The organism is Xylanibacter ruminicola 23 (genome assembly GCF_000025925.1).
In the GTDB taxonomy this organism is placed as follows: domain Bacteria; phylum Bacteroidota; class Bacteroidia; order Bacteroidales; family Bacteroidaceae; genus Prevotella; species Prevotella ruminicola.
In genome coordinates this window covers 2,833,638-2,846,114 of sequence record NC_014033.1, presented here as the reverse complement: position 1 = coordinate 2,846,114, position 12,477 = coordinate 2,833,638, and the positions used below count along the sequence as shown (strand labels likewise).

The following is a 12,477-nucleotide window of genomic DNA, read 5'->3' as shown; positions in this document are numbered from 1 at the left end:
ATTGAAAATTATGAAAAAGAAAACATATACCAAACCATCTATGCAGGTAATAGAACTGCACCACCAGAGTGCCTTGTTGGTAGGCAGTGGCGAGAAATATCCAGGTGCACCAGATGCACCAGATTACGGTGATTGGCTGGATTAATTGATTATTATGCTGGTATCCCCAATATTTCATGCCTAAATGGGCAGAAATATTGGGGATTTTTTTTATTCCGGTGATGTGGTGAAGCTCTTAACCTGTGATTTGTACCAGTCGGCTCGGCCGATGGCCAGTGTGCAGAGGGCCTGAGCGCAATAGTAATAGGTGGTGTTGGGCTTTAGATTCTTGAGCGTTATCTCCATGTGGTCGCCTTTGCAGTTGGCTGGAGATGCTGCGAAGTGAGTGGAATCGACGAAAAGTAAGGCTTATACAGGCGTAAAATAGTAACCGCCGATGTATCTCGAAAAAGATGCGTCGGCGGCTTTTTTATTTCTTCTTCTTGGGCTTTGGCTCAGGGAGATGTTTGCAGGTTTCTTTGACCAGGGCGGATAGGTAGCCGTGATCGTCTACATCGGCGATGTAGAAGTAGGGCTTGGCACCGGGGTAGGGTGGGCGCATATCGATGGTGCGCAGCATCTCACGTACGGCATCGGTGGGCTTGAGATAAAAGTGGTCGTCGCAAATCAAACCGAATATCTTGCCATCGCAATAGATGCCGTAGTCGCCAAACATCTTCTTGGCTACAATCTCGCCCGCACCGCTACATTGGTCGGCGATATACTGTACAAAATCTGCATTGCTTGCCATGATGATAGGGATTACTTAAACAGATACCATATATACAAAAAGAAAAATTGTTAACTTGATGTTGCAAAGATAATTGTTTTTTGCGAACCGAACGTATTGATATACAGAGTTTTTTGTTTTTTTATCAATAAACATGGATGCGTAATGCGGCTATGATAGTTTTTTTTCGTACCTTTGCACGCGATTTTAAGAACGTACGTTTAAATTAGTAATAAGATTATGGCAAAGAAAGCACTTTTGATGATTCTCGATGGATGGGGAATCGGTAAGCATGGTAAGGGTGATGTGATTTTCAACACGCCAACTCCTTACCTCGATCTGTTAACAGCTACTTCAGCTCACTCTCAGCTCCAGGCATCTGGCGAAGATGTGGGTCTGCCCGACGGACAGATGGGTAACTCTGAGGTGGGTCACCTGAATATCGGTGCCGGACGCATCGTTTATCAGGACCTCGTAAAGATTAACCGTGCCTGCAAGGACGGCTCTATCATGGAGAATCCTCAGGTTAAGGCTGCTTACACCTATGCCAAGGAGAACAACAAGAAGCTGCACCTGATGGGACTGACATCTAACGGAGGTGTACACTCTTCGCTCGACCACCTGTTCAAGCTCATCGAGATTGGTAAGGCTTACGGTCTGAAGAACCAGACTTTCGTACACTGCTTCATGGATGGTCGTGATACCGACCCCAAGAGCGGTAAGGGCTTTATCGAGCAGATTAGCAAGGTTTGTGCCGATAACGATGCTGCCATCGCATCAATCGTTGGTCGTTTCTATGCAATGGACCGCGATAAGCGCTGGGAGCGTGTAAAAGAGGGTTACGACCTGATTGTGAACGGTACTGGTAAGCAGAGCACCGATATGGTTGCTGCTATGCAGGAGAGCTACGACGAGGGTGTGACCGACGAGTTCATCAAGCCAATCCACAATGCCGCTGTGAACGGTTGCATCGAAGAGGGTGATGTAGTTATCTTCATCAATTTCCGTAACGACCGTGCTAAGGAGATGACTATCGCGCTGACTCAGGAGGATATGCCAGAGCAGGGCATGAAGACTATCCCTGGTCTGCAGTACTACTGCATGACTCCATACGACGCTAACTTCAAGGGTGTGAACATCCTGTTCCCCAAGGAGAACGTTGAGAATACACTGGGCGAGTACCTGAGCAAGCAGGGCAAGAAACAGTTGCACACTGCCGAGACCGAGAAGTATGCTCACGTAACATTCTTCTTCAACGGTGGTCGCGAGCAGCCATACGATGGCGAGGATCGTATCCTGGTTCCAAGTCCAAAGGTGGCTACCTACGACCTGAAGCCTGAGATGAGCGCCTTCGAGGTAAAGGATAAGCTGGTGGCTGCTATCAACGAGGCTAAGTACGACTTTATCGTAGTTAACTTTGCTAACGGCGACATGGTAGGTCACACTGGTATCTACAATGCTATTGCCAAGGCTGTTTGGGCTGTTGACAACTGCGTGAAGGATGTGATCGAGGCTGCTAAGGCCAACGACTACGAGGCTATCATCATTGCCGACCACGGTAATGCCGACAACGCTATCAATCCCGATGGCACACCAAATACCGCTCACTCGCTGAACCCCGTTCCTTTCATCTATGTAACCAACAACAACTCGGCTACAGTTAAGGACGGACGTCTGGCCGACGTGGCTCCTTCAATCCTGCACATCATGGGTCTGGAGCAGCCTGCCGACATGACTGGTGAGAACCTGATTTGCGATTAATGTTTTAGGCACGGATTACACGGATTTCACGGATTTTTGATAACGAAAAAATAATCTGTGTTAATCTGCGTAATCCGTGCCAAATTTTAAAAGAATATGGCAGTACAGATAGAGGAATCTTGGAAGGGACACCTTAGTGGCGAGTTTGAAAAGCCTTACTTTACGCAGCTTGCTGAGGCTGTGCGAAAGGAGTATCAAACTACTACCTGCTATCCCCCAGGCAAACTGATATTTAATGCCTTTAACCTGTGTCCGTTCGACCAGGTAAAGGTAGTGATTATCGGTCAGGACCCCTATCACGAGCCAGGACAGGCACACGGACTGAGTTTCTCGGTTCAGGACGGTATCCAGTTTCCGCCCTCGCTGCAGAATATCTTCAAGGAGATTCAGGCCGACCTTGGTACGCCTATCCCCACATCGGGCAATCTCACCCGTTGGGCCGAGCAGGGCGTGCTGCTGCTTAATGCATCGCTTACCGTTCGCGCTCATCAGGCCAACAGTCATTCGCAGCTGGGTTGGCAGAAGTTTACCGATGCCGCTATACAGGCATTGGCACAAAACCGCCAGCACCTGGTGTATATGCTGTGGGGCGGCTATGCCCGCTCGAAGGCGTATATGATTGACAAGCAGAACAACCTGGTGCTTGAGAGCGTACACCCATCGCCACTGAGTGCTAATCGTGGCGGCTGGTTCGGTCAGCACCAATTCTCGCGCTGTAATGCCTATCTCGAACAAAACGGCCAGGCTCCCATACAATGGTAATCAAAATTATCAATTATCAATTATCAATTATCAATTGAATACAATTCCCCCAATTATACAAGTAGGTGATGTGTTGCTCTCGTCGGAAATACTGACGGAGAAGTTTTGTTGCGACCTGAGCGTTTGCAAGGGTGAGTGCTGTGTTGAAGGCGATGCAGGCGCCCCTGTAACGATGGACGAAATAGCAGCCATCGAAGAATGCGTGGATGACGTGTGGGACGACCTCTCGGCATCGGCACAGGCTGTTATCGATAAGCAGGGCGTGGCCTATACCGATCAGGAGGGTGACCTGGTAACCAGTATTGTAGGAGGAAAGGATTGTGTGTTTACCTATTACGGCGACATTGAGGATTGGAATACCCACCTGCCCATTAAGAACTGTTGCCTGTGTGCATTAGAAAAGGCTTACAGAGCAGGGCGTACCCACTTCTGCAAGCCTATTAGCTGTGCTTTGTATCCTATCCGCGAAAAGCAGCTTGGCGGCGGCTTGACGGGCTTGAACTACAACCGCTGGAGCGTTTGTAAGATGGCCATTGCCAAGGGCATTCAGGAGAATCTGTATCTGTATCAGTTCCTGCGCGATCCGTTGATCCGTCGCTTTGGCGAGGCTTGGTATCAGGAGTTGCTTGATACCGTGAGCGAGCTGAAGGAGCAGGGCTACCTATGATTTGCGATAGGCCGAGGGCGTCATGCCCACGTGTTCCTTAAAGTACTTACCCAGGAAACTCTGATTGGGGAAGTTCAACTCTTCGGTTATCTCCTTGATGGATTTGGTGCTGTTTTTCAGTAGCACGCGCAATTCCATGGTCACGTAGTTCTCAATCCACTCTACTGCTGTGCGACCGCTGATGCGCTTAACGGCTGTAGAAAGGTATTTGGGGGTGATGTTGAGCTGCTGGGCATACCAACTGACGCGGCGTTCGCGTTTGCAGTTCTCCTCAACCATCTTCAGGAATCGTGTAAACACCTTCTCGGAGCGCAGCAGCGACTCGTCGAAGTTCTTCACCCTGTAGATCACGTTGCCCACATCGTAGAACATCGCCAGCATCAGCGTGCGAATCAAATCCTTACGGAAATGGTTGTGGTTGTCGCTGATTTTTTGTTTGATAAACTGGAAGTATTCTGTGAACGTTGCGATCTCGTCGGCCTCGAGCTTCATCACAGGCTGCATGCGGGCAAACACAAACAGCGAGCTTACATCGTGTACGCTCTTGATGATCTCGTGGAAGAAATTCACACTCATCATGATGCACAAGCCCTCCATATTATCAGAGCACTTGTAACCATCGATAACGTGGCGTTCGCTTACCACCAGCAACTCGCCAGCATGCACCACCAGTTCTTCGGTGTCCATGCGGTAGCTAATCTTTCCTTTGGTGCAAAGGCCAATCAGAATGAAGTTCATCTTTCTGGGCTCGCTGGGCATAGGGGCCTTGTTAATCTGGTCGGACAACAGCAGGTCGTCGTCGAGACAAACCGATCCTTCCCAGTTTTTTGCCTTTTTAAACTCAGTGTCCTGTATCAGTATTTGCTTTTTAGCTTTTACCATGTTTTAATGTTTTGTGTCTCGCCAGCCTTCAGTTTTACCTTCTTCTGCTGACCGTTATATATAAGCGTAAGTGTTCCTGCTTTCTTGGCTTTGATGCTGCAACCGCGCACCTTGCCATTTTTCCACTCGAAGCTTACCTCGTAGCCACCACGAGCGCACAATCCGCTAATGGCGCCATCCTGCCACTGCTCTGGGCATGCTGGCAGTAACTCGATTGAACATTGACCATTAACTATTGAACTTTGCATCAGCATCTCGCACACACCGGCTGTGCCGCCAAAGTTACCGTCAATCTGGAAAGGTGGATGCGCATCAAACAGGTTGGGGTAGGTACCGCCGCCCTTGTGCCAGGCCTTCCAATCCTCCTTACGCACACCGCGTGGGGCAATAGGTGTAAGCAGCTTCTGATAGATGTGATAAGCCTGCTTGGCGTTGTGCAATCGGGCCCACAGGTTAATACGCCAGCCTGTGCTCCAGCCGGTGGTCTTGTCGCCCTTAATCTCCAGCGAACGCTCGGCTGCCTTCTGCAGGGTGGCATCAGTGAGATGATTGCCTGGGTAGAGACCGATGAGGTGGCTCTGATGGCGATGCTGGAAATCCCAGTCGTCCCAGTCGTAGTACCACTCGTTCAGGTCGCCCATGTGGCCGATAGTGTAGGGGTGCAGCTTAGCCAGGGCCTGCTCCATCTCCTTATTCTTCAGTCCAAGCACCTTGCCTGCAGCAATGGTGTTGATAAACAGTTCGCGGATAATGGCCAGATCTGCTGTACCACCGTAGCAGGTAGTGCCGTGATAGCCCTTATCGGTCTTATACTCGTTTTCGGGCGATGTGCTGGGGGCAGTAATCAGCTCGCCTGGCTGCTTGGGGTTGTCGATGAGCCAACGCAAGCAGAACTGGGCAGCACCCTTCATCAGCGGATAGGCAATGTTCTTCAGGTAAGTCTTGTCCTGTGTAAACTGGTAGCGCTCCCACAGGGTGTTTACCAGCCAGGCACCACCTAGGTTCCAGTTACTCCACTCAGGACTCTCGTTCTTCTCGCCTACAGGGTTGGTCATCGCCCAGATGTCGCTGTTATGACTCGAGCACCAGCCCTCGTGGATGTTATAGTAGTTCTTGGCGGTGAACTTGCCGTTGGCTGCCAAGCCGGCAATAAAACCGTCAAGTGGCTCAGCCATCTCGGCCATGTTAGCCACAAAGGCAGGCCAGTAGTTCTCCTCCAAATTGATGTTTACCGTATAGTTGCCACGCCAGGGCGACCACAGCTGGGGGGCCCACAAACCCTGCAGGTTGGCAGGCACGTTCTTGGTGCGCGAGGCTGAGATAAGCAGATAGCGGCCGAACTGGAAGTAAAGCTCCTCCAGATAAGGTGTCTGGTCGTTGCCATTGGTATAATCCAGCAGCATCTCGTCGGTCATACGGCGATCCTTGGCACCTGGCAGGTCCTTAGGATTGCGACCGCCCTTGTTCAGACAGATTTTTACGCGGTCGTAGATAGTCTTATAATCGGCCAGGTGGCGGGCATAGAACTCGTCGAACGTCATGTTCTGTGTGTGCCACAGGTCGTTGGTTACAGCCTCCAGGTAGTTGGCGCCCTCGCGTACAGGGTGCTTATCGAACCCGTTAAAGCTGGTTTCGTTTACAATGTAGATGATAGCCTCCTTGGCTTTGGTGATGGTGAGCGATGAGTCGCTGGCAGCCATCTCGCCATCGGTCTTTACGCTTAGGATGGTGCAGAAGTGTGTACTCTCCTGTGCATCGCCTGTGGCGTGGCCCGTCATAGTAAGCTGTCCTAAGCCGCTCTTTACCTGGTGGGGCACCTGGGCTGTAAGAGCTATCTGGCAGTTGATGTCGCCACGCAGACGGATAGCTATCAGCTTATCAGGATTTGAGGCAAAATACTCGCGGGTGATGTGGCGGCCGTCGCGTTCGTAACTGTCGCGAACAATCGCCGAGTCGATATCCAGCGTGCGGCGGTAGTACTTAATCTCGCCCAGACCTAAGTCCTTGATATGCAGTGTGCCCAGTGGCTGGTAGTGCTGCGAGTTAGGACCCTGCACGTGCAGCTGCAGCGAGTCGGCCAGCGCATAGTTCTCGTTAAACAGCGCCTTGCGAATCTCAGGTATCCACTTGTGGGCATCGGCATCCAGGTTGCGATCCACAGGTTTACCTGTCCACAGCGTAATGTCGTTCAGATAAATCACGTTGTCGTCGGTGCCGCCATAAATCAGGGCACCCATCTTACCGTTACCAATAGGTAGCGATTCTTCGAAAAACGTAGCTGGTTTGTTGTACTCCAATACCATTGGAGCCTGCTGCTGTGCCGTAGCAGTTAGGCACGTCATAGTTAGTAAAAGCAGGTAATTCTTCATCTTTTTTTTGTTTTTATCGGTTTCTGCTTGCAAAGATACAAAAATATTTGTATATTTGCGCCATTAAACCGATAAAAATAATAAACCTATGCAGTCGATACGAACTTTAAATGATATGATAGTCTTTCTGCAGCAGCGTGGCGACAAGAAGCGCGTGGCTGTGGTTTGTGCCAACGATGCCAGCACCCGATACGCTGTTGAGAAGGGTAAGGAGATGGGATTTATCGAGCCTATCTACGTGGATGGCGACGACAAGGAGGAGTGTGCGCGCCGTGCTGTGGCCCTGTGTAAGAATGGCGAGGCCGATATCCTGATGAAGGGCCTTGTGAATACCGATGTGCTGCTGAAGGCTATCCTGGATAAGGAGAACGGTATACTGCGCCCAGGCCATGTGTTAACCCATGTGGCGATGGCCGAGATACCTAAGTACGAGAAGCTGCTGTTTTTTACCGACGCAGCCGTGATACCTGTACCCACCGAGGCCCAGCGCCGCCAGCAGATACACTATGTAAACTATGTGTGTCACGCCTTGGGTATCGAGGAGCCGCGTATCTCGCTCATTCACTGTGCCGAGAAGGTGAGCGCCAAAACATTCCCATATACCGTGGATTACTTAGAGATTATAGCCGAGGCTCAGACGGGTAAGTTCGGACGTTGCATCATCGATGGTCCACTCGACCTCAAGACATCGCTCGACTCCGTTAGTCTGCGCGAAAAGGGTATCCACAGCGTGATCGACGGACAGGCCGATGCCTTGATATTCCCCGATATCGTAGCTGGTAATGTGTTCTACAAAACCATCACCCTGTTTGGTTATGCCAAGACGGCAGGTGTGCTGCAGGGCACCCAGTGCTGCTGCGTGCTGCCATCGCGTGCCGACAGCCCCGATTCAAAGTACTACTCTTTGGCTTTAGCTGCAATTTAATGAAGATATTAGTTATAAACCCAGGTTCAACATCTACGAAGATTGCCGTTTTCGACGACGAATCGCCTCTGCTGGTCCGCACCATTGCTCATAGTGCCGACGAGCTGGCCCATTTCGACGATGTGATTGAACAGCAGGACTTTCGTAAGCAGCTGGTGCTCGACGAGTTGCGCCAGGCCGATATACCCGTGGAGTTTGATGCTGTGATAGGCCGAGGTGGACTGGTGAAACCACTCGAAGGTGGTGTTTACGAGATTAACGACTTGATGATACAGGATACCCACAGCGGTATTGCCCTGCATAACCATGCCTGTAACTTAGGCTGCCTGATAGCCCACGAGATAGCTGCTACCATCCCTCATTGCCGCTCGTTTATAGCCGATCCTGGTGTGGTAGATGAGTTGAACGACTATGCCCGTATCTCAGGTTCGCCGCTGATGAACCGTATCTGCATCTGGCATGCCCTTAACCAGCGTGCCATAGCTCGCAGGTATGCATCGGAGATTGGTAAGGAGTACGAGGACTTGAATCTGATTATCTGCCACATGGGTGGCGGCATCTCAATCGCAGCCCACGAAAAAGGCCGTGCCGTTGATGCCAACAACGCCCTGGATGGCGAGGGGCCGTTCTCGCCCGAACGTGCCGGTTCGCTGCCAGCATCGGATCTCATCCGACTCTGTTTTAGTGGAAAATATAACGAGAAGCAACTGCTGAAGCGCATTGCCGGCAAGGCCGGACTGAATGCCCATCTGGGCACCAACGATGTGCGCGAGGTGTTGCGCCGCATCGAGGATTATGGCGACCAGCACGCCAAGCTAATCCTGGATGCGATGATATATCATGTGGCCAAGAACATTGCCTCCGAGAGTGCTGTGCTCTGTGGTCAGATAGATGCCATCCTGCTAACGGGTGGCCTTGCCAGGAGTGAATATATCGTGAGTCGTATCCGCGAGCGTGTAGGCTTTCTGGCACCCATCCGCTGTTTCCCTGGCGAAGACGAGATGGAAGCCCTGGCCCTGAACGCCCTGGCGGTGCTGCAAGGCAAACGAAAAGCTAAGGAGTACAAGTAAACAAAAACGTAGGTAAGTATGACTAAACTAACTAACTTTATCAAAGGCCGCCTATCAGTCAAAATCAGTCTGATGGCTGTCTCGGCTATGGCCGTTCTGCTCATAGCCTCGTTGGTAGTCATGCTGCTTTACTCGCGAAAAAAGGTAAAGGAAGAAACCATGGCCCGCGTTACCCAGACGCTGGATGGCACGGTGCAGAATATCGATAACATTCTGCTGAGTGTTGAGCAGGCTACGGGTAATGTGTATTACAGTCTGCCATCTCGTATCAACAATCCTGAGGCATTGGAACTCTATCGCCGCAAACTCATAGACAGTAACCCTTACGTGGCCGATTGCACCATCGCCCTTGGCGACACTACAATAAAAGAGTCGAAGTGGACCGTAAAACCTGTCCAGGAGGGTAAGGAGCCGCTTATCAGTTTCAGTGTGCCGTTGTATAATACTGCAGGGCAGCTTGCGGGTTACGTCAGTACCGATGTTTCGATAGGTTTGCTCTCGCGCATTGTGGCTCAGACCAAACCTTCCGAAAACTCGTTCTGTGTGCTGCTCGATAGTGTGGGCAACTTTATTGTGCATCCCGATGCTGAGCAGCTGATGCAGCAGTCGGCCATTGAGATATCTAAGGCTAATGCCAACGCTGAACTTGGCGAGGCTGTGCAGGCCATGATTGCCGGCCAGACCGATTATCGCACATTCCGTTTGTGGGGCACCGATTTCTATGTGTACTTCAAGCCCTTCAGTCGTAGCAGTGTGCGCGGCCGCGCCATCGGCCATCTGGGGTGGAGCGCTGGTATTATCTATCCAGAGCGCGACATCTTTGGCGATTACAACAACTTGCAGTACTATGTGCTGGTTATCAGTATTATAGGCCTGCTGTTGACGTTCCTGTTGAGTCATGCGGTTATCAAGAGCCGCTTGAAGCCTCTGCTCATGCTTACATCCCAGGCGCAGCATATTGCCGCAGGTAACTTTAGCGAACCCATCCCTGATAGCAAGCATATTGATGAGGTGGGACGTTTGCAGGACAACTTCCAGCTGATGCAACGCTCGCTGGCCACCCAGATAGACGAGCTGGAGAGTCTGAAGAATACCCTGTATCAGCGCTGCGAGGGATTGCGAAAGGCTTACGATCAGGCTAAGAAGGCCGACCGTATGAAAACCTCGTTCCTACATAACATGACCAACCAGATGATGGAACCTGCCGTTGCCATCGAACAGGATGTGCAGCAGCTTTGCAGTCAGTCGGATCGTGATACAGCCCAGTTGGTGAGCGATGTACAGAAGAAGGGTAAGGCCATCACCGAGCTGCTGAAGAATCTGATATCGATGTCGGACGATGAAATGAGAAAGGAGGCCGATCATGATTAATATCCGTAAGTCGTTCTCAACCAAACTCAGCGTGGCACTCCTGATTCTGGCTGCCCCCATCTTTGTCATCTCGCTGGGCGTGCTGTTCACCCAGTCGCGAAAAATGATTCGTAACGAGGCCATCGGGCATGCCAGTAGCGTACTGAATGCCACCATGCAGCAGCTTAACCGGCATTTCCTGACTATCGAGACGGCTACCAATGCCAACCTGTGGCAGGTAGAGCAGGTGTTTACACCCGACTCGCTGTTGTATTTCGCCAATCGTATCGTGAGTCTCAATCCCCATATCGACGGCTGCTCTATCAGTGCCCAGCCTGATATGTTCCCCCAGTACGGACGTTATTTCTCGGCTTACTCGGTACGTAAAGCCGACTCGGTAACCACGGTTATCGAAGAGCCCTACGACTATTTTAATAAGGTATGGTATAAAACGCCCCACCAGCTGCGCGATGCCTGCTGGGTGGCATATTACGATGAGGTTGACTCGTTGGAGCTCACCCTCGATGGCATGTTGGCATCGTATTGCAAACCGCTTTATAATGCCGATAGCGCGTTTGTGGGTGTGATTTCTACCGACCTCTCGCTGTTGCGACTCTCGCACGAAATGTCGGCTATGAAACCCTATCCCCATTCTTATTTCATGCTGATAGGCGAGAATGGCCGCTACTATGTGCATCCCGATTCTACGCTGCTGTTTAAGCAAACCATCTTTACGGGCGCCGATACCCGCAAACAGGCCGACCAGATAGTGCTGGGCCACGAGATGACCAGCGGCAAAAGGGGTAATATGATGGTAAACATGGATGGTGCCGATTGCATCGTGTGCTACCAGCCTGTGCCTGGCACCAAGTGGAGCCTGGCTATTGTGTGTCCTGATAGCGATGTGATGGAAGGTTACCATCGACTGATTTATATCGTGGTATCGCTGCTGGTACTCGGCTTGCTGGTGATTATTCTGTTGAGTCATCGCGCTATGGCTCATACCATCCGTCCGCTGCACGAGCTGCTGGATAAAACCCAGAGCATTACAGCTGGTAATATGGATGTTACTATCCCTCGCACCACACGTATCGATGTGATAGGCCGTTTGCAGAACAGCTTTGCACAGATGCTGGAATCGCTTAACTACCACATGAAGAGTGTGCGCTTTGTGAGCGACCAGACCCGCCAGCGCAACGAGGAACTGCTGCAGGCCACCCGTATGGCTCAGGAGGCCGACCGCCAGAAGACCACTTTTATACAGAACGTTACCCACCAGATACGCACGCCGCTGAATATCATTATGGGCTTTGCTCAGGTGCTGAGCGATGCTGGTAGCGGTAACCTGTCGGACGACGATCTGAAGAATGTTACCGATACCATGAACCATAATGCCACCCAGCTTAACCGCATGGTGCAGATGCTGTTTGACAGCTCTGATTCTGGATTGAACGAGGAGATGAATTGCGATAAAACCGACACGCTGCTGTGTGTACAAGAGGCCCATCAGGCTGCAGATGTGGTGCGCCAGCGCTATCCTGGTGTTAGTATCAGCATCCAGTCGCAACTGGCCGACGATTTCAGTGTGCTTACCAACCGCACCTATTTTATGCATGCGTTGTTGGAGCTGATGTACAATGCCGCCAAGTATTCCGACGGAAAGCATGTTGAGTTGCAGGTATCGGCCGATGAGGCTATGGTTAGCTTTGCGGTTCAGGATCAGGGTAACGGCATCCCTGAGGCCGAAGTAGAACACCTCTTTAAGTTCTTTACCAAGGTCGATGACCTCTCCGAAGGTCTCGGCTTGGGCCTGCCGCTAGCCAAGCGCCACGCCCAGAACCTAGGCGGCGATGTAGTTCTCGACACCACCTACCACTCTGGCTGTCGCTTCATCCTCACCATCCCAAATACAAATTAAAGAA

At 51.2% G+C, this 12,477-nt stretch carries 12 protein-coding genes; 8 read left to right on the top strand and 4 right to left on the bottom strand.

The window, feature by feature from the left end; genetic code table 11:
- The first annotated feature begins 10 nt into the window (after positions 1-10).
- Positions 11-145: a hypothetical protein gene (locus PRU_RS16405; protein ID WP_258575521.1), complete on the top strand. Its 135-nt coding sequence runs from the start codon at positions 11-13 to the stop codon at positions 143-145.
- Positions 146-210: 65 nt separating this feature from the next.
- Here PRU_RS16405 and PRU_RS16150 read toward each other — a convergent pair whose 3' ends face one another.
- Positions 211-345, bottom strand: a complete 135-nt coding sequence (locus PRU_RS16150) for a fibronectin type III domain-containing protein (protein ID WP_013064181.1) — start codon at positions 343-345, stop codon at positions 211-213.
- A 124-nt stretch (positions 346-469) separates the two neighbouring features.
- Positions 470-790, bottom strand: a complete 321-nt coding sequence (locus PRU_RS12130) for a TfoX/Sxy family protein (protein WP_013064945.1) — start codon at positions 788-790, stop codon at positions 470-472.
- Positions 791-1,009: 219 nt separating this feature from the next.
- Between PRU_RS12130 and gpmI the strand changes: the two genes are divergently transcribed.
- The 3 genes from gpmI (at position 1,010) to PRU_RS12115 (ending at position 3,959) form a co-directional block, all read left to right on the top strand.
- Entirely contained in the window at positions 1,010-2,530 is a 1,521-nt protein-coding gene (gene gpmI / locus PRU_RS12125; RefSeq protein WP_013065707.1) for a 2,3-bisphosphoglycerate-independent phosphoglycerate mutase, read from the top strand.
- Between the two features lie 96 nt (positions 2,531-2,626).
- Positions 2,627-3,292 carry a uracil-DNA glycosylase gene (locus PRU_RS12120; protein WP_013064572.1) on the top strand — a complete coding sequence of 222 codons (666 nt, stop codon included), beginning with the start codon at positions 2,627-2,629 and terminating at the stop codon, positions 3,290-3,292.
- A gap of 34 nt (positions 3,293-3,326) precedes the next feature.
- On the top strand, positions 3,327-3,959 hold the full coding sequence (locus tag PRU_RS12115) for a DUF3109 family protein (RefSeq protein ID WP_013065356.1): 633 nt from the start codon (positions 3,327-3,329) through the stop codon (positions 3,957-3,959).
- Here PRU_RS12115 and PRU_RS12110 read toward each other — a convergent pair.
- Together PRU_RS12110 and PRU_RS12105 are read right to left on the bottom strand one after the other, a co-directional pair.
- Positions 3,954-4,841 (bottom strand): AraC family transcriptional regulator, encoded by an 888-nt coding sequence (locus PRU_RS12110; RefSeq protein WP_013064609.1) that lies wholly within the window; start codon positions 4,839-4,841, stop codon positions 3,954-3,956. The genes PRU_RS12115 and PRU_RS12110 overlap by 6 nt on opposite strands.
- On the bottom strand, positions 4,835-7,210 hold the full coding sequence (locus PRU_RS12105) for a glycoside hydrolase family 95 protein (protein ID WP_041386202.1): 2,376 nt from the start codon (positions 7,208-7,210) through the stop codon (positions 4,835-4,837). Before PRU_RS12105 ends, PRU_RS12110 begins: the two co-directional genes overlap by 7 nt.
- Before the next feature lie 88 nt (positions 7,211-7,298).
- Between PRU_RS12105 and PRU_RS12100 the strand changes: the two genes are divergently transcribed.
- The 4 genes from PRU_RS12100 to PRU_RS12085 are packed head-to-tail and all read left to right on the top strand — an operon-like array spanning position 7,299 to position 12,473.
- Positions 7,299-8,135, top strand: coding sequence for a phosphate acyltransferase (locus tag PRU_RS12100; RefSeq protein ID WP_013063718.1), 837 nt, complete (start codon positions 7,299-7,301; stop codon positions 8,133-8,135).
- Positions 8,135-9,205: a butyrate kinase gene (buk, locus tag PRU_RS12095; RefSeq protein ID WP_013064720.1), complete on the top strand. Its 1,071-nt coding sequence runs from the start codon at positions 8,135-8,137 to the stop codon at positions 9,203-9,205. Before PRU_RS12100 ends, buk begins: the two co-directional genes overlap by 1 nt.
- Before the next feature lie 18 nt (positions 9,206-9,223).
- Complete coding sequence (locus tag PRU_RS12090) at positions 9,224-10,576, top strand: PDC sensor domain-containing protein (RefSeq protein ID WP_013065286.1); 1,353 nt, start codon at positions 9,224-9,226, stop codon at positions 10,574-10,576.
- Positions 10,569-12,473 (top strand): HAMP domain-containing sensor histidine kinase, encoded by a 1,905-nt coding sequence (locus PRU_RS12085; RefSeq protein ID WP_013064038.1) that lies wholly within the window; start codon positions 10,569-10,571, stop codon positions 12,471-12,473. The genes PRU_RS12090 and PRU_RS12085 overlap by 8 nt, the downstream gene beginning before the upstream one ends.
- Positions 12,474-12,477: the final 4 nt, after the last annotated feature.